A 16,848-nucleotide genomic window follows, 5' to 3' on the forward strand; every position below is an offset into this window, starting at 1 on the left:
CGGACGGCGGTCGGTCGCTCTGGTCTTTGAATGATGCCTTGGGCCGGCTGTGAGCCGGGAGCGTCCCGACGGTCGCGCCGTCGTCCGCTCTGCCGGCACCATCGCGCCAAAAATCGAGCCCCGATATTGTACCAAGGTGTCTCCGATACCTTCGGATCGGGTCGCCCCGTCTGCACACCAAGGTCCAATACGGGGCGGGTGGCCGGCGGGATCAGCGCTGCAACGTCACGCAGGAGTTCACATGACCCGCTGGCCGGATCGGCGAATTCTCGATTTGTTCGGAATCGCGCTTCGCATCATCCAGGCGCTGATGGCCGGCGCAACGACGGTCAACATGGTCGTCGCACCGCCGGCCAACCGTAGACGCAGGCTTGGGGCGTCGCCCGACGACACCATCGTACAATAGAATGCGTGATCTCGATTGAGCATGCTTCCGGAGTGGACGAGGACGCGATACGGGGTCCAGCCCGTCTGTTTGTTCGCCCGAAAAGGGCTGCGTGCTCTTGCGAACGAACGCGGAAACCTCCGTTGATCACCCGTGCGAGGATGATACCGATGAATCTAAATCTTACAGAAGTCGACGGCGGCGAGCCCCAACGAGGCGACGGAAGCCCCATGGATGCGTTGATCGAATTCTACCGGGCCTTCAATGCTGGCGATCTCACGGGGCTGGAAGCCTTATGGCTTTCAGGTACGGAGCCCAGCATGGACAACCCCATCGGTGGCATCCGTCGCGGGTGGGACCAGATCGCCGCCGGGTATTCGAAGCTCTTCCAAGGTCGGGCGAAGGTTCACGTGACCTTTCACGATTTCACGAGCCAGGGCGCCGACGACTGGCATCTGTTCGTCGGTCGCGAACGTGGATCGTGCGGGACGGCGAAGGAGACGCTCGACGTCGCCTTCCGGACGACCCGGTGGTTCATACGCAGGGACGGAGGCTGGCGACAGCTACACCATCACGGCTCGGTCGAGGATCCGAAAATGCTGGCTGACTACCAAAGATTGATGTTCGGATAAGGAGAATGGGCGGCGGCAGCGGCCGCCGCCCGCCGCAGACACGCTGACGCTAGTTGCGAAGTTCTCCCCGAACCAGGGGCGAAACGTCGGTGCCCAGCAGTTCGATAGAACGCCGCATCGCTTTCGCCTCGAGTGCGGCGGTGCTCATCTGGAAGGTGACGCGAGCTATCCCTCCCAATGTCCTGTTAACATGCAATATCTTGGCAGCTACGGTTTGCGGGCCGCCGACCAGAAACGCGCCACCTGGACCGCACATGTGCTCGAACTGAGCTCGCGTTGGCGGCGGCCAGCCGCGCTCCCTTCCGGCGTCCGTGAACATCTGGAACCAGCCGGGGAAGAACGCTTCCCTGGCAGCGGCGTCGGTCTGCCCGACAAAGCCAAGAGCGTGGACGCCGATCCTCTGGTTCTCAACGGGATGACCGGCGGCGAGCCATGCGCGACGATAGAGATCGACCAGGGGCAGGAAACGCTCGAAGCTTCCGCCGATGATGGCCACCATCAGCGGCAGGCCAAGTGTCCCGGCACGCACGAAGGATTCGGGCGTGCCGCCGACGCCCAGCCATATTGGCAAGGTCGGCTGATGCGGACGGGGAAAGACGCCCTCGCCATTGATCGCAGGACGAAAGCGGCCCTGCCACTTGATGTTGGGCTGCTCCCTGATCTTCAGCAGCAGGTCCAGCTTTTCCACGAAAAGCGCGTCGTAGTCCCTCAGGTCGAAACCGAACAACGGATAGGCCTCGACGGACGAGCCGCGACCGACGACGATTTCCGCCCGTCCGCGCGATATAAGGTCCAACGTTGCGAATTCCTGGAAGAGCCGCACGGGGTCGGCGGCGCTCAGGACGGCGACGGCGCTTGTGAGCCTAATCGACTTCGTGCGCGCGGCGGCCGCGGCAAGGATCACGGCAGGCGCCGAATCAAGTGCGTTCTCGCGGTGATGTTCGCCCATTCCGAAAACGTCGAGTCCGACCTGATCGGCCAACTCGACCTCCTCAAGCACGCTCTCCATGCGATCGATGGCTGACTGCAACCGACCCGTAGCAGGGTCGGTCAGCAACATTGCGAAACTGTCGATACCGATTTCCATTCTGGATCCTTTCAAGGGGACGTCACCCCTGGAGCTCGTAACGAGCCGATGCGTCTCCGGCGGAAACGCGCCTTCCATCACCCGGCTGACCAGTTGGGCGCCAGCCTGTTTTTGTTGATGGAGACCATCGAAAAATTCGATAGGTGGACAGCCACGGACGCGAGTTATGTCGCCCAGGAACCGACATCCTTAACCGCCCTGGCGAAGGCTTCGGGGGCCTCCTGGGGGAGATTATGGCCGATACCACCGTGCACAAGGCGGTGTTCGTATTTCCCCTTAAACTTCCCGGCGTATGCCTTGGGATCCGGGTGGGGCGCTCCGTTGGCGTCGCCTTCCATCGTGATCGTCGGCACATGGATTTCGGGACCGGCCGCAAGCCTGCCTTCGAATTCGTCGAACCGATTTTCACCTTCCGTCAGACCAAGCCGCCAACGATAGTTGTGGACGACGATCGCGACGTGGTCCGGATTGGTGAATGCGGCGGCACTTCGTTCGAACGTCGCGTCGTCAAACTTCCAGTGCGGGGAAGCGAGCTGCCAGATCAGCTTGGCGAAATCGTTGGTGTATTTTTCATAGCCATCGCGACCGCGATCCGTCGTGAAGTAGAACTGGTACCACCACTGGAGCTCGGCAGAGGGTGGCAAAGGCGCCCTCCCAGCAGCCGGGTTCCCGATCAGATAGCCGCTGACGGAAACCAACCCCTTGCATCGTTCCGGCCAGAGCGCGGCGACGATGTCGGCGGTCCGCGCCCCCCAGTCGAACCCGGCGACCGTCGCCCTGTCGATCTTCAGGGCGTCCATCAGCTTTATGGCGTCGACCGCAAGGGCCGACTGCTGGCCGTTGCGCATCGTGTCGTCGGACAGGAACTTGGTGCTGCCGTATCCGCGCAGGTGCGGAACGATCACGCGATGTCCCTGGTCCGCGAGCAACGGGGCCACATCGGCGAAGGCGTTGATGTCGTACGGCCAGCCGTGAAACAGGACGACGGGCGACCCGTCGCCCGGACCGAGCTCGGCGTATCCGACATTGAGATCTCCGGCATCGATATGTTTGTCGGCAACCAGACTTTTGTCATTTGGCAGGACGGCATTCTTGCCCTGGTCCGCACCCGCCGCCCGTCCTGCAAGGATTCCCGCCGCTGTCAGTCCAAGAGCCACCCCGCCGAAGGACCGACGTGTGAGGTTCTCAGTTTTAAGATTGCGCATGGCTGCTTCTCCGATAATGGACGATGATGCCTGCCGCACGAGACAATGTTGGGAGAGGCATTTTCGAGCCTAATTTGAGACAGGTGGCCGGAATTCGCTACTGTCCAATGGTGTCGGGTCGACTGACGCGCCTGCTTTGCCACTCCGCAGGGCGGCTCGGAGGACATCACAATGCGCACAGGGTGTTCGTTGCGGAGCCGGAAGCGGGTCCAAGTCTCGCGGCCATGTTCACCAGATCAGGAAGAGTTCTGGCATTCATCTTTCTCATCACCTGGCCACGATGAGCTTTGACAGTGATCTCGCTAATATTCAACTTGAAGGCCACCTGCTTGTTCAGCAACCCCTCCGCCACGAACTTCATGACTTGTCGTTCTCGCGGTGTCAGCGTGAGAAAGTACGCTTCCAGACGGTTCGCCTCGTTGATCGCACGGATCGATGCGTTCACTTCCTCCGCGATGATGGCGGGATCGTCCGGTTTGGGCACGAACGTCACGCGGAACCTGCTTGTGGTGACAGACGTGGCCGGGCTGCTCCTAGCGGTGAGGACGATGATGGGACAGAGCACGGCATAAGAACAAATCAATCGCGTAAGATCTGACACCGTCAGATCGGCAATACTTGCATCAACGACAATGCAGCCGAACGACCGAGCTTGAGCGCAGTCTAAGAAGTCGGCCGCTGAGACAAATCGCTGTGGCCGCCATCCCATTCGGGAGACATGTAAATGCAAAGCCAAACCAATTTCGGTGTCATTATCCAAGATGGCGACCACCACGTCGCTCGACGGTGGGGTGGCTATTTTCAAAGGAGCAGTAAGGGTTTTGGTGATATACATGCCATTCTCCCTCATCGATCGGGCGCGCGATGCCGCGGCTGAAGTGTATTTGCTGAATGGTTTCACGCTGTTTCGTGATGCTGCGTCATGGTTTTAGACGAGCGCGCGGGCTGTCGCGACTGAAGTCGTATGACAGATTCTGAAAAAAGCTGAAGTATTCTCCGATTAGTTGCTGAAGTGCTCTTGGCGCAATCTACCCCACTGTGATTTTATCGCTGCGGATTGAACCAAATAGATTCGGATAGCTTTGGGACAGATTGAGATTGGCCTCTTCGAGCACTCCGGATGGGAGCTTGATCTCGAAAAGCGAGAGCTGCGTGCCATGGGTGCGCCGGTCCCACTTGGTAGTCGCGCATTCGAAATCCTGGAAACCCTTGCGGTTTCCTCGGGCGGAATCGTCACGAAAGACGAGCTGATGAAGCGCGTCTGGCCAGGACTTGTCGTTGAGGATAACACCCTCCAGGTACATATCTCGGCGATAAGGCGTGCGCTTGGAAAAGACCGTGACTTGCTGCGGACCGTGTCCGGTCGCGGGTATCGACTACTCGGTGAATGGACAGAACCCGAGAGGCGCATCGCTGGTCCGATGCCAGCGATGCGCGTGCAGTCGAGCCAACGAGCAGGTTTTGTGACCAACATACCCTCGGCGGCGTCCGAACTCATCGGACGTCAGGCCGCGGTTTCTCATATCATGACGCTGCTGTCCGCCTATCGAATTGTAACTCTTACGGGACCGGGCGGGATCGGGAAGACCGTGCTGGCGTCCGAAGTCGCCCGGCGTCTGCAGCCGACGATTGGGGATGCGTTTTTTGTAGAGCTGGTTTCTCTCTCGGATCCAAATCTTGTCTCGACTACACTTGCACAGGCTCTCGACCTGCGCCTTCAAGGCGACGATATCTCTGCCGAGCTCGTGGCGCGCGCTATCGGGAACCGGAAGATGTTGCTTTTGATCGACAATTGCGAACATGTCGTCGATGCGGCTGCCGAGATGGTCGAGGCGATCATCCGCGCCTGTCAGAATGTTTCGGTGCTGGCCACGAGCCGAGAACTTCTTCGTATCGAGGGCGAATTCACATTTCGTGTCCCGCCGCTCGACGTACCCGCAAACGAACAGGTCGACGATCTGTTGCAACACAGTTCGGTCCAGTTGTTTATTGCCCGAACACGGGCGTTGCAGTCAGACTTTATGATAAATAAGGACAGGGTCTCGGTTATCGCTGGTATCTGCCGGCATCTGGATGGAATTCCCCTGGCTATAGAGTTCGCCGCGGCCCGCGCCGCCACTTTGGGGCTTAGCCAGATCGCTGGCCGATTGGATGATCGATTCGTCCTCCTCACCGGCGGACGCCGAACCGCGTTGCCTCGACACCGCACCCTGCGGGCCGCGCTTGATTGGAGCTACGAGCTATTGCCCGAAGGCGAGCGTCGGCTCCTTCGCAATCTGGCCGTCTTCCCAGCAGGGTTCACTTTGGAGGCGGCGATGGCAGCCAGCGGGGAGGACGAAGAAGAAACCGCAGTGGGGCTTTCGAACCTCGTCTCAAAATCGTTGGTAACCTTCGAGGGAACGGAAGCCGCTCCTCGGTGGCGTCTTCTGGAAACCGTGCGGGTCTACTCGCTGGAAAAACTTGGGCTGGGTGCTGACTATCGACTGACGATGCGGCGAATTGCGGCGTTCTTCGAGTCGTTCTTCCAGCCATTTTCGAATGAGAACTCATTGCAGGTGGCGATCGAAGGCCTCGGGCCCTATCGCCGGGAGATCGACAATCTGCGCGCCGCCATGACTTGGGCACTTTCGCCAGACGGCGATGGAAAACTGGGAGCCAGACTGGCCGCCGTTGCCTCCGATTTCTGGACCGCGATGTCGCTTGTGTCCGAGGCCGGCGAATGGGCTCAAAAGGCGCTGTCTCGCCTTGAAGGAGAGGAGGGGGGACGCACCGAAATGGTCCTCCAATGCGCCCTCGGATTTGCACTGATTTATACGCAAGGCATGAGCGAACGGGGAAAGGATGTGCTTACTCGCGCCCTGTCACTTGCCAAAACGCTGGATGATCCTGATTATCGGCAAAGAGTGACTTGTGCACTTTGGCTTTTTTCCGCTCGCTCGGTGGCGTTGAAGGAGGCGCTTGTCCGTGCCCACGAGTACGAGAAGGGCGACGGTGGACGCGATGCCGGGTCAGGAGCGACAGCAGCGTGGCTGACGGGCATCCCGAAGACCTATCAGGCAGAACACCTGGAAGCTTATGACAGGCTTGAATGGGCCGCGAAGAATTCGCCTCCGGACAATCGTCGCAGAGATATGCTCAGGCTTGGGGCGGACATCCGCACGTCCTCCATGGCTCACAACACGGTCAACTTGATATCGTTGGGTCGGCTGGATGCGGCTTTTCTGACAGCAGAAGATTCAATTCTCGAGGCCCGTGCGACGAAGCAACCATTTGTGTTTTGTGTCGCCCTGGCTTGGGCCTCCGCTTTCGTGTCTCTCAGTCTTGACAATGAAGCCCGAGCACAAGAGTGGGGCGAAGAACTCATCGCACATGCACTGCAGCATGGTCTGAAACCTTTCTACGCAGTTGGCCTGTGCGTGCGTGGCAGCTTGGCCTCACGATCAGGCTCTCCCGCCGAGGGCATAGACGCTCTTCGAGCCGGGCTTCGGGAAATGCAAGAGGCCTCCTACTTGCTGTTCTATCCATTTTTTATGTGCGAATTCGCAGCGGCGTTGCAGGCGGCTGGACGTTTTGACGAGGGGCTCGACGAAATTGACCGGGCGCAGCGATTTTCAGCCGACAAAAGCTACCGCTGGATAGAGCCAGAACTGTTACGAAAAAAAGGCGAGATCATCGCAGCTCAAGGTGGAGATGAAACCTTGCCTGTACACTTATTTCAGGAAGCTGCCCAAAGAGCATCGGCTCAAAGTGGTCTGTATTGGGAACTTACAGCGGGCATAAGCCTTGTGGAATATCTGGCTAGCCGCGGCGAACGTCGAGCGGCAAAGAAAATCCTCCTGCCTGTATACGAGCGTTTCACAGAGGGGTTCTCCACCCCTCGACTTCTGCGGGCGAAGATGTTGCTTGCCACGGATACCTGAGTTCTGTCGATCGTAGACGATAGTGCTTCATCGCAACGATCCCGAAAGGCGCGGCCCATCACACGTTTGCTGGTCTCAGGGTTCTGAAGAGGCCGTCTCCCGGCGGAAGGAGACGACCCAAGGCGGATCTTGGATCAATCCGCGCGCTCCGGCGGATGGGACGACGCAGAAGCGTTTCGCTGCTTGCAGCGTATCGCCTTGTCGAAGACGGAGGCGACGTTCGGATGCCCCGACGTCGCCCCGGCGCAAATGGACTTTGGTATCCCGTCATGTTTCGGCCTTGCTGTTGGACAACAAGCACCCCGCCCAGTTAAGAAGCTGTGCCATGTAGAAAGGTGATTTTTGATGATGAAACGAATGGTTCTTTCGGCGGCTGTCGCGGTCTGTGTCTGCCACGCTGCGTCCGCGTCCAGCGACGGCGCATGGAACGCCATGTTTGCAAAGGCGAACGGAACCTGCATCGGCCAGTCGGGGCTCAATACGCCGGAAGCTTCCGCGCCCGTGGTCTTCAACGATGCGACTGGCAAGGTCGCCGTTTTGCTTCGGGGCCGGTCGGGCCGGGGCAACTCCAAGGCGGACGTGAACTTGATCTGCCTGTACGACAAGAAGTCCGGCAAGGCTTCGATCGCGGAATATCGCTGGCTCGGCAACTGAGGGAGCGGAAGCTGTTCAGCCGGTTCCTGAAAGGCGACATGGTCGAGGTCTGCCTGTTAGTCTTGCGACGTCGCGAGCCCCAGCGGACGGTCTATGGGCGGTCCCGAACAGCAGGCGCAAGGCCGCATCGGCAACTTCCCTCTTGCACGGCCCGATGGACCGTTTCACCTTAATCTTGTTGTTCATCGTCGCCGTGTAGCTCCGCACGCGCAAGGGAAAGGCCAAGTGGCGGATCAAACCGTCTTCACGACCTGCCCATTCTGCGGGCAAAAATAGACGAGCCGAAGTCGTATCAACTTCTATCTCGTAGATCCCCAGACGGCTTCGTGAAGCTGCGTCGTGAAGCTCGTGTCTCGGCGTTCGCCAGGTAGACGCGCCGTCACCTCCTGCAAGGTCCATCCGTTGCCATCGGGATCCTCGAACGTGAAATACGAGGCGTAGCTCTTCCTTTCGGGATTCGGTCCCTTGGTAATTCCCTTGCCGTTGGAGTGATGGAAAATTCCGCCGACGTCGTGGAAAGGGTCGCTGACCTTCACCCCGCGCCGGATCAGGTCGTCCCGCGCGGCAAGGACGTCGGACACGACGAGATGCATGCCCTGGGCCGAGCCCGGCGCCGCTTCGGTGATGTTTTGGCCGAACATTACCGAGCATCCAGAGCCAGCCGGGCTTAACTGGACAATGCGATAGTCGTCGCCCGCTGAGTGGTCGATGTCCAGCCGCCAGCCGAGGCTCTCGTAGAACGCCCTGGCACGATCCACGTCGGAAACTGGGATCACGACGAGTTCAAGATTCATGATCGTTGGATTTGTGTCTGATGTTTTAGCCGAAGATTTAGCTTGCAGCGTGGCATCGGTCATATCGGGCTCCATTTGTTTACACGCCGCAGGATTTTCGGCGCCGACATTACGCTACCGAGGAGGGTTCCCGGCCGGTATTGTCCGAAGGTGTGCCCAACACCTTGGTATACGTGCATCCATCCTGCCGCTCACGCCTGACCTCACCGGAGTGCAGAGAGCTGCGGACGTCCAGACATTCTCCCGAAAAACGGCTGAGTGACTGCCACTTTTCAGCAATTATCGCGCTGATCGAAAGCGCTTAAATCAATAGCACCGACGCCGAGGGCGGCGGGCGGCCCGAACAAGGACCGCTGCAATTGAAAAGGATGCACATTATGAGCAATCAGCAGAAGGTCGCCATCATCACCGGCGCATCGCAGGGCATTGGCGAAGGTCTCGTGCGTGCCTACCGCGAACGGAACTACCGCGTCGTCGCTACCTCGCGTTCGATCAAACAGGGTTCGGATGACGGCGTGCACGCGGTGGCGGGCGACATCGCCAATCCAGAGACCGCAGAGCGCGTCGTCCGCGAGGCGATAGAACGCTTTGGCCGGATCGATACATTGGTGAACAACGCCGGCGTGTTCACTGCAAAGCCTTTCGTCGACTTCACTCAGGAGGACTATGACCTGAACTTCGGCGTGAACGTTTCCGGCTTCTTCCACATCACGCAGCGGGCTGCGAGAGAAATGCTGAAGCAGGGTTCCGGCCACATTGTGAGTATCACGACGAGCCTCGTAAACCAGCCGGTCTCGAGCGTTCCTACAGCTCTCGCCTCGCTCACCAAGGGCGGTTTGAACGCTGTGACGAAGGAACTGGCCATCGAGTTTGCCAAGACCGGCGTCCGTGTCAACGCCGTCTCTCCTGGCATCATTAAGACCCCGATGCACGCTCCCGAGACTCACGAGTTCTTGTCGGCGCTCCATCCGGTCGGCCACATGGGCGAGATCAGCGACATCGTTGACGCCGTGATCTACCTCGAGAGCGCAAGCTTCGTTACGGGAGAGATCATGCACGTCGACGGTGGCCAGAACGCTGGCCGCTGGTAGGCCTCGACCAGGGAGCAGGCGCGTAGCGCAGATACGCCGCGCGCCCTGCCAACAAGCGAAGGGAAAGACAATGGAACTCATACTAGCCGCCGATCCCATGTGCTCGTGGTGCTATGGATTCAGCAAGCAAATGGAGCTTCTTCTTCAGCGACGTCCGGACGCATCCTTGAAGATCGTTCTTGGCGGATTGCGCGCGGGGGCGACCGACGTACTCGACGAGGCGGGCAAGCAGTTCCGACTGCATCACTGGTCGAAGGTCGAGGAAGCCAGCGGGGTGCCATTCAACCGTGAAGGCCTGCTCGCCAGAAACGGTTTCGTCTACGACACCGAGCCCGTATGCCGAGCAGTCGTGACCGCTCGCATCCTTCAGCCGGACGCGGACCTTCTGAAGGTCTTCCGTGCGCTCCAACATGCCTTCTACGTCAATGCGCTCGACACCACCGACGGCGCAGTGCTTGCGGATGTCGGATCCCGCGCGCTCGGTGGGCTCGGTCATTTCGTAACTGCGGAGGAGTTCCTAGCAACGTGGAAGAAAGGGAGCACGATCGAAGAGGCCGCGAAGGACTTCGCGACAGTTCGCGGCATGGGCGTTTCGAGCTTTCCAACGCTCTTCCTGAAGAAGGGCGGAGCGCTTCGCAAGGTCGGCGCTGGATATGCGCACGTCGACGAACTTGAGAAACACCTTGCGGCCATGGCCGCCTAGCAGGTTGATACAGGTCTCGAACAAGGAGAATAGGAAATGCCAATAGTCACAGTACAGGTAACCCGTGAAGGCACTACGCCCGATCGCACATCGGTCAGCGCCGAGGAGAAGGCCGCCATCATCGCGGGCGTGAGCCAGGTCATGCTCGACGTTCTCAACAAGCCGCTTGAATCGACGTATGTTGTGATCGAGGAAGTCGAGCTAGAAAACTGGGGCTGGGGAGGTCTTCCAACTGTCCAGTATCGGAAAAAGAAGGCTGAAGGAAAAGCCTGACATCGGGGTGAACCCGTGGAGCACCCGACGCCGCCGGTGGCAACCGACGGCGTTTGAGGCTTCTTTCGGAACATTCCGCACCGAGTGGGTCCTGCGAACTTCGCGATGGTGTCGGTGGCGTGGGGCGTGGTTCTCCGACGGACTGGCCGGGTATCGGGCATACCACCGTGCAATAGCGCCCGCACCGTGAGCAGGATATTTATCCGCTGCTGCCACCAGGTCAGTATGCAAAGGCCGCGCATACTCTCCGAGATCGGCGGCACCTGGCGCAGGACCATGGGAGACGCCCGATGCCCTGTTAAAGCCCATGTCTTGAAAGGACCCTCACACGACGTCGTCGTGGAATACTTCGGAGTCCCTCAAAGCGACCGATACCAGATCCTTCAAGAGCACGAGCCATCGCATTTTCGGGCGGTAGACACCGGGCTTGAGATCGAACGAACTGAAAAATTCGCGCTGCTTCAATCACCAGCCTTCGTCACCCTGGTCGTGCTACGCACCGCGATGTTACGGGAGTTGCCCGGATACCCGCCTACCGCATCGGACCCGGCCCAAGGAGCCTAGACTTGGACTGGTTTAATCGTGTCGACTGAAATATCGCCCGCAAGCACTCCGCGTTGGACATCGCGCCGTCCTCGGTCGACCTCGATTACCGTGTAGAGCTTCTCGCTTCTGAACGCACTGGCGTTGCGCGTTGTAACGTCGTCAGCCGGGGCCGCATCGACTTCCATGAAATCAAGTTCCTTCGCCGAAGCCACAATCCGAGCATCGCCGCTAGTTCTCGCTGCTACCACCACTTCCCCTTGGGTCGGAGAATTATCCCAACGGGGATCATTGGCTGCCGCGATAGGCACGAGCCGGTAGATGTTCAAGGTTTCGCCGACACCCACTTCGGTGGACGATTCCCGTGCGGCGTCGGCGATCTGAGCCTTACTCTCGACCGATCGACCAAATGTATTTGAGGTCGTCGCGTTGTTCGGATCGGTTCCATCGGATTTTACCACATTCGACATAATATCCTCCTGAGTTCTGCTGGAGGAATAATTCCCCTTGGGAGCAGTAGTTCCCATCGGTGAGGGCTTTCGTGTCCTAACACCGCGAGCGCATGCGATTGATGCCACCCGCTTAGTGGCGGTTGCGGCAGGGGGCTCAGGGAACTTGTCAAATTAGAAACGGCCCGAAGTCGCCACTCCCAGGTATTGATCCCGAACGCTTCTGAGGCGAGCCTAGGTTCTGAAATAAGCAACAGCCGGTGTGCCGACGTCCATTTGGAACGAACTAGCCTCATGGCGGTCGCGCTTCGGGTCACTCGGCGATCATTCCCCAAATGACCTGTCCGTGCGCTGCGCGTTCGCTTAATCACCCAAAAGCCACGGGATTCCCATGGAAAACGCAGGCATCGGCTTGATCGCCGCAATCCCCATCGGCGGCCTCGGCTTCAAGTCCGTCGGCCTCCAATATTTGCGATGCTCGCCAGAATTGGATAGCGTTCAAGCTCGGGCGTGTCGGTCGCGCTGGCGCACGGGATGCCGAAAGCCTCCAATTCAAGGCGACGGGCGTAACCTTTTCGCCACCAAGATTGAAATCGAGGACCGCTGCATGCGGGCGCTCTTCAGCGATCAGATCGAGCGCATGCTCAACGGATGCAGCGGGCCATCTTTGCCCGCGTTGGTCGACAGCTCGTGAACGATCAGGCTGATCCCGAGAACCTTCGCGCTCGAGAGCGCGACGACAGGCCCATCGCAGATGAGGCGTTCCTCACCGGAAGGGCCAGTAGATTGCCGGGCCAGTGTTTCGAAATCCGCCGCGTCGTTGGTCGCCGCGATTTCCCGCGCGCGAAGTGCGGCCTCGAGCCTTCCGAAAAAGACGTCGCGATATTCGATGCCGGTTGGCTTTGCCGCATCCATCTGCAGCAGTTGCGGAGCTCGGGTATTTCCCATTGCACGTCTCCCAAATCGAAGAAGCTCTGGCCAAGAGGTCGTCCCGCGGGACTTTGAATGTTCGGACGAACGGCGTTGTTCGCCGTAGTGGCGCTGTGCCTGCACGTGCGCGCTTCTGAGCAAGCGGTAAAGGTCTTCCAACATCATCTTCTAGGATTGTTCTCAGTGGAAAGTTGACAATCGACGCGCTTGGTCTGCGCCTCGAGAACAAGTCAGGGCGCGAACTTTTCTCAGCAAGGGATCTCGTCGATTTATGATTTGAGATCGAGCTCGTCGACCAACCGTCGCCGGCTTCACGCCCGAAACGTGAACGTCGTCGCATCCGCCGTCGAAGATACCTCTATTTTCCCGCCATGGGCCTTGGCGATCTCGCTGGCGATATAGAGTCCGAGCCCCAATCCTTGCTTGCTGCTGCTCTCGCTTCTCGTGAAGGGTCGGAACAGCCGGTCGAGGTTTTCGGCGGGTATGGCGGGTCCGCTGTTCGTCACCGCAACTTCGAAGCCGTCGGGAGACGACCTTGCACGCACTGTGATCGGGGTTTCAGGGGACCCATGCGTGATCGCATTCGCCAGCAGGTTTGAAGCGAGCTGTGCGATTTTCGGCCCGTCGCATCTGACCGGAACCGACAGATCAAGGTCGGTATCAATTGCCCGAAACGGATTCGCGTGGGAGAGTTCGTCGACGACTTGCAGAAGTACGGCGCCTAGGTCCGTCTCGCGAATGTCGACCGCGATACCGCCGCCAAGGCGGCCTCTTGCGAAATCCATGATGTCGTCGATCAGCCCAGCCATCCTCCTGATGCTTGCCTGCGCCAGGGTCACGATCTGCTTCTGGCGGTCGTCCAGCGCGGAACGGCCGATCGAACGCATCGCGGCGTCAACGGCTGCAAGTGGGTTTCGCAGATCATGGCCGAGCACGGCGATGAACTGTTCGCGCAAGGACGCGGCTTCGCGTTCGTCGATCAGGAATTCCTCGGCGGTCGCCAGAGCCTCGCGGATCTGAGCTCGCTCGCGGCGAAGGTTCTGCTCGTAGGCGATGCGGGCGGACGCCCGCAGGACTGTCATCCTAATGAAAAGCGGGTTGCCATCGGCCGAACGCTGTTCGATCGCGTTAATCAAGACGGGCAGCTTTGCCCCGTCGGCCGTCACCATCTCCAGCATGACTTCCTCGAACTCGCCTTGCATGCGCAGCATGGGAGCAAGGTGGGTCTCCTGATAGATCCTTCCGCCGATGGTGAGGAACTCGAGAAGGCGCCGCCCGGTCATGTCGGCCGGCGAGCGGTCGAGCCAGCCGGCCAGGCGCTCGTTCGCGCGCAGGATGACGCCGCCCGGAGTAAGGATGAGGTTCCCGGCCACCGTGTTCTCGAAAAGATTTTCGAAGTCCTCCTGGAGCCCGCTCGGAATGGTCATCGAGCTGTGCGAAGGAAAGCGTCGATTGCCGCGACCGTCTCCTCCGGAGCGCTGAGGTTAGGACAATGCCCAGTGGCCTTCATGACGACCAGAGTGCTGTTATTCAGCTTCTCGTGCACGTACTCGCCGACCGTAACTGGCGCGATCACGTCGCTCGAGCATTGAAGAACGAGGGTGGGGATGGAGAAATCGGTCAGCAGCTCTCTGGTGTCCGACAGAAACGTCGTGCGCGCGAAGTGCTTCGCGATCGCCGGATCGGTCCGGCAGAAGCTGGCCGCCAGTTCGTCGCCAAGTTCCGGCCGGTCCGGGTTGCCCATGATCACAGGCGCCATCGCGCCGGACCAGCCGAGGTGGTTGGCGTCGAGAAACTCCAGTAGTTCGTCGATCTGCGCCGCGGTGAAGCCGCCGACATAGTCTCCATCGTCGACGTAGCAGGGGGAGGGGCCGACCATGATCAGCGACTTGAAGAGGTCCGTGCGCTTCCTGGCCGCGATCAAGCCGACCATCGAGCTGACGGAGTGGCCGACAAAGACGACCTTCGTCATCGAAAGCGCGTCGACAATCTCGATCAGGTCGTGCGCATAGCCCTCAAGGCTTCCGTACTTCTCGAAGGAGTATGCGGTGAGATCCGACTTGCCGGCGCCGACGTTGTCGAAGAGGACCACGCGATACCTGTCTTCAAAAACGGGGGCGACGTAGCGCCACATGTTGCTGTCGCAGCCGAACCCGTGGGCGAAGACGATGGCTTCCCGACCAGATCCGGAAAGCCTGACATTGTTTCTAGCGAGTACGTCCATGGCGATACCTTTAAGTCCAGAAAAATTGCGCGGCAAGTGATTACAGCGGCGCCAAGCGCCGTAGGCTTCGCAGTGAAGTGGGCTTCGTCGGTCTCCGCTGAGATGCAGTTTCCGAGCATCGCATCAAATGAAGTTCCCGGATGCGCCCGCCGACGCGGGGACCTTTTCGCAGTGTTGGCAGGACGATAGCTCTCGGGACATCTCGGCCATCGTCGAGTGGCAGGCAGCGCCGTAATCGGACAGGGGTGGAGCGGCATTTTCAAAACTAAGGACATCCAGGCGCCGCAGGAGGGGGATCTTTTGCCGCCCGGGGTAATCAGGTCCGCACGATTGGAGGCGGCCCGAAGATCAACCGATCACACGTCAACTTGTTCCGTGCAAGAGGTTCCCCTTAAGCTTCGCCGCCTTTTCTCGCGAGGTGCTCTACTTCGCGTGCGGTCAATCGGCATGCGGATAAGCACCATCCAGAGACTGGGCGAAGTGAGAACGGAAGGCGATTGCCGCCTCGTCGGCAGCTCTTCTGTTGCCGTGACAGCCGCGAATGAGGTCGGCCGCAACCGGGAATGTGAGGCCGTGGGCATCGGCGAAGTATTCGACGTGAACAATGGACTGGGCGTCGATCACCTGATCGTAGGGGGAAGCTGGCAGGGGAGGTTTGGACATCGGCACCCCCGTGGGCAGGACAGCAGACGAACTGCTGCCCTGGGCAAGTCACTACTTGCAGTTTGAAGTGGCGGCGGGATTAGAGGCTTGCTCCTGCTTCGGCGCGGTCGTGTTCTTCGTCGTGACCATGGCGTTGCAGTCGCTGGCCTTACCGCCATCGCTGCTCGCGCCACTTCCACTGGCATTGCCATTGTTGCTACCGGAGTTGTCGGCGCTGCCGCCAGAGCCACTGTTGCCGTTGCTATTGCCGCTATCGGATCCCGACCCGGAACCTGTAGATCCTGCGCTTGATCCTGATCCGGTGCTGGAGGATTGGGCCATAGCCGAGGTAGCAAGGCCAATGGACAGAGCGGCTACAGTGAGAAGTTTCAGCATAATATTCTCCTTGGATGTTGTTTTAGACCTACAACGAACCAGACAGAAAGGGGGGTGTTCCACTCTGTACGAAGAAATACAGTCTGGACCGGTCGGGAACAAACAAGCTCCTTGGACGTGCAGGTCGGAAAAGAGGAGCGCGAGTTCGACCGGGAAGTTGCGCCGCAAGATCAGACCGGTTTGTACGCATGACGAGGGTCACTATGAAATGATCGGATCTCACCAGTTGGGAGCGTGCCATCGACAGCAAAGATTCTGGACTGGCTTCAGCGTCAGAGGGAACCTACACGTGACCTGGGGGTTGCCTCCTCACGTCCCGTTTAAGGAGAACCAACATGAAATTTGTTCCGATCGCTCTAGGCCTTGCGGCTATATTTTCCTGCCACTCGCTTTCAAGTCTGCCGGCGAACGCCCAGGGTCTTGATATCGAGATCGGAAAACACGGTATTCGTCCCGTCATAAGGGATGATGCGCCGCGCGATGGCTGCGAACCCGGCGAAGCCATCTCCGCAGCTCGCGAGGAGGGATTTCATCACCCGCGGATCGTCAGAGCAACCGACCGCCGCATCGTTGTCGAAGGTATGACAGAAAGCGGGATGGATCGAATAAGTTTCGCAAATGTACCGGGATGCCCTCAGCGCTAGCTGGACGTCCGATGAGGAGCTTTCGGCTTGTCTGTGTACCTCTGTGTTTTGCCGCTTCATCCCCAAGCAGTTCATGGGGATGTGCATGCATAGTGGTGGGTCATTAACTGCCGAGATCTGGCAGGCTTCTCTCCGCGATGCGCAGGACCTCGCGGTGGTCGTCGGCCCGATCCCCAAGGATTATGCTCGGATGGCGGAGATGAAATACCTCGGATATGCGACAGTCACCGAAGGATTGGCCGAGCGTTTCCACATGGGAGAGGATCTATTAAAGGC

Annotated in this window: 18 protein-coding genes and 2 pseudogenes; 10 read left to right on the plus strand and 10 right to left on the minus strand. The window is 59.4% G+C overall.

The window, feature by feature from the left end:
• Positions 1–241: 241 nt before the first annotated feature.
• Positions 242–385, plus strand: a pseudogene (locus CPY51_RS32510) (2-nitropropane dioxygenase); the annotation flags it as partial.
• 170 nt (positions 386–555) lie between these two features.
• Positions 556–1,017 (plus strand): YybH family protein, encoded by a 462-nt coding sequence (locus CPY51_RS09515; RefSeq protein ID WP_111159999.1) that lies wholly within the window; start codon positions 556–558, stop codon positions 1,015–1,017.
• A 49-nt stretch (positions 1,018–1,066) separates the two neighbouring features.
• Here CPY51_RS09515 and CPY51_RS09520 read toward each other — a convergent pair whose 3' ends face one another.
• The 3 genes from CPY51_RS09520 to CPY51_RS09530 all read right to left on the minus strand — a co-directional run bounded on the left by CPY51_RS09520 (position 1,067) and on the right by CPY51_RS09530 (position 4,144).
• Entirely contained in the window at positions 1,067–2,104 is a 1,038-nt protein-coding gene (locus tag CPY51_RS09520) for an LLM class flavin-dependent oxidoreductase (protein ID WP_111160000.1), read from the minus strand.
• A gap of 164 nt (positions 2,105–2,268) precedes the next feature.
• On the minus strand, positions 2,269–3,309 hold the full coding sequence (locus tag CPY51_RS09525; RefSeq protein WP_111160001.1) for an alpha/beta fold hydrolase: 1,041 nt from the start codon (positions 3,307–3,309) through the stop codon (positions 2,269–2,271).
• 166 nt (positions 3,310–3,475) lie between these two features.
• Complete coding sequence (locus tag CPY51_RS09530) at positions 3,476–4,144, minus strand: response regulator transcription factor (RefSeq protein WP_111160002.1); 669 nt, start codon at positions 4,142–4,144, stop codon at positions 3,476–3,478.
• A 247-nt stretch (positions 4,145–4,391) separates the two neighbouring features.
• Between CPY51_RS09530 and CPY51_RS09535 the strand changes: the two genes are divergently transcribed.
• Both CPY51_RS09535 and CPY51_RS09540 read left to right on the plus strand, forming a co-directional pair.
• The gene (locus tag CPY51_RS09535) at positions 4,392–7,229 is read left to right on the plus strand and encodes an ATP-binding protein (RefSeq protein ID WP_111160003.1); all 2,838 of its coding nucleotides are present in this window, start codon (positions 4,392–4,394) and stop codon (positions 7,227–7,229) included.
• A gap of 345 nt (positions 7,230–7,574) precedes the next feature.
• Positions 7,575–7,883, plus strand: coding sequence for a hypothetical protein (locus CPY51_RS09540; RefSeq protein WP_111160004.1), 309 nt, complete (start codon positions 7,575–7,577; stop codon positions 7,881–7,883).
• A gap of 299 nt (positions 7,884–8,182) precedes the next feature.
• Here CPY51_RS09540 and CPY51_RS09545 read toward each other — a convergent pair whose 3' ends face one another.
• Complete coding sequence (locus CPY51_RS09545) at positions 8,183–8,740, minus strand: VOC family protein (protein WP_111160029.1); 558 nt, start codon at positions 8,738–8,740, stop codon at positions 8,183–8,185.
• Between the two features lie 314 nt (positions 8,741–9,054).
• Here CPY51_RS09545 and CPY51_RS09550 point away from each other — a divergent pair, with 314 nt between their 5' ends.
• The 4 genes from CPY51_RS09550 to CPY51_RS34055 all read left to right on the plus strand — a co-directional run bounded on the left by CPY51_RS09550 (position 9,055) and on the right by CPY51_RS34055 (position 11,308).
• Positions 9,055–9,768 (plus strand): SDR family NAD(P)-dependent oxidoreductase, encoded by a 714-nt coding sequence (locus CPY51_RS09550; protein ID WP_111160005.1) that lies wholly within the window; start codon positions 9,055–9,057, stop codon positions 9,766–9,768.
• Positions 9,769–9,838: 70 nt separating this feature from the next.
• Positions 9,839–10,471, plus strand: coding sequence for a DsbA family protein (locus tag CPY51_RS09555; RefSeq protein ID WP_111160006.1), 633 nt, complete (start codon positions 9,839–9,841; stop codon positions 10,469–10,471).
• Positions 10,472–10,507: 36 nt separating this feature from the next.
• A complete protein-coding gene (locus CPY51_RS09560; protein ID WP_111160007.1) occupies positions 10,508–10,744 on the plus strand; it encodes a tautomerase family protein in 237 nt (78 codons plus the stop codon).
• A gap of 276 nt (positions 10,745–11,020) precedes the next feature.
• Positions 11,021–11,308 (plus strand): tautomerase family protein, encoded by a 288-nt coding sequence (locus CPY51_RS34055; RefSeq protein WP_420820682.1) that lies wholly within the window; start codon positions 11,021–11,023, stop codon positions 11,306–11,308.
• On the opposite strand, the gene CPY51_RS09570 is transcribed toward CPY51_RS34055, so the two are convergent.
• From CPY51_RS09570 to CPY51_RS09600, 6 genes are all read right to left on the minus strand, one after another.
• Positions 11,305–11,757, minus strand: a complete 453-nt coding sequence (locus tag CPY51_RS09570; protein ID WP_111160008.1) for a hypothetical protein — start codon at positions 11,755–11,757, stop codon at positions 11,305–11,307. The two genes, CPY51_RS34055 and CPY51_RS09570, sit on opposite strands and share 4 nt — an antisense overlap.
• 606 nt (positions 11,758–12,363) lie before the next feature.
• Entirely contained in the window at positions 12,364–12,684 is a 321-nt protein-coding gene (locus CPY51_RS09580) for a hypothetical protein (protein ID WP_111160010.1), read from the minus strand.
• Between the two features lie 293 nt (positions 12,685–12,977).
• A complete protein-coding gene (locus CPY51_RS09585; protein ID WP_111160011.1) occupies positions 12,978–14,093 on the minus strand; it encodes a PAS domain-containing sensor histidine kinase in 1,116 nt (371 codons plus the stop codon).
• Positions 14,090–14,890: an alpha/beta fold hydrolase gene (locus tag CPY51_RS09590; protein WP_111160012.1), complete on the minus strand. Its 801-nt coding sequence runs from the start codon at positions 14,888–14,890 to the stop codon at positions 14,090–14,092. The genes CPY51_RS09585 and CPY51_RS09590 overlap by 4 nt, the downstream gene beginning before the upstream one ends.
• Before the next feature lie 438 nt (positions 14,891–15,328).
• Positions 15,329–15,553: a hypothetical protein gene (locus CPY51_RS09595; protein ID WP_111160013.1), complete on the minus strand. Its 225-nt coding sequence runs from the start codon at positions 15,551–15,553 to the stop codon at positions 15,329–15,331.
• 51 nt (positions 15,554–15,604) lie between these two features.
• Complete coding sequence (locus CPY51_RS09600) at positions 15,605–15,928, minus strand: oxidoreductase (protein WP_111160014.1); 324 nt, start codon at positions 15,926–15,928, stop codon at positions 15,605–15,607.
• Positions 15,929–16,263: 335 nt separating this feature from the next.
• Between CPY51_RS09600 and CPY51_RS09605 the strand changes: the two genes are divergently transcribed.
• Both CPY51_RS09605 and CPY51_RS32815 read left to right on the plus strand, forming a co-directional pair.
• Positions 16,264–16,572 carry a hypothetical protein gene (locus tag CPY51_RS09605; RefSeq protein ID WP_111160015.1) on the plus strand — a complete coding sequence of 103 codons (309 nt, stop codon included), beginning with the start codon at positions 16,264–16,266 and terminating at the stop codon, positions 16,570–16,572.
• Positions 16,573–16,657: 85 nt separating this feature from the next.
• Positions 16,658–16,848, plus strand: a pseudogene (locus tag CPY51_RS32815) (L,D-transpeptidase family protein); the annotation flags it as partial.

Origin of the sequence: Arminella tubonensis, assembly GCF_003240585.1 — a bacterium.
GTDB lineage: Bacteria > Pseudomonadota > Alphaproteobacteria > Rhizobiales > Rhizobiaceae > Rhizobium > Rhizobium tubonense.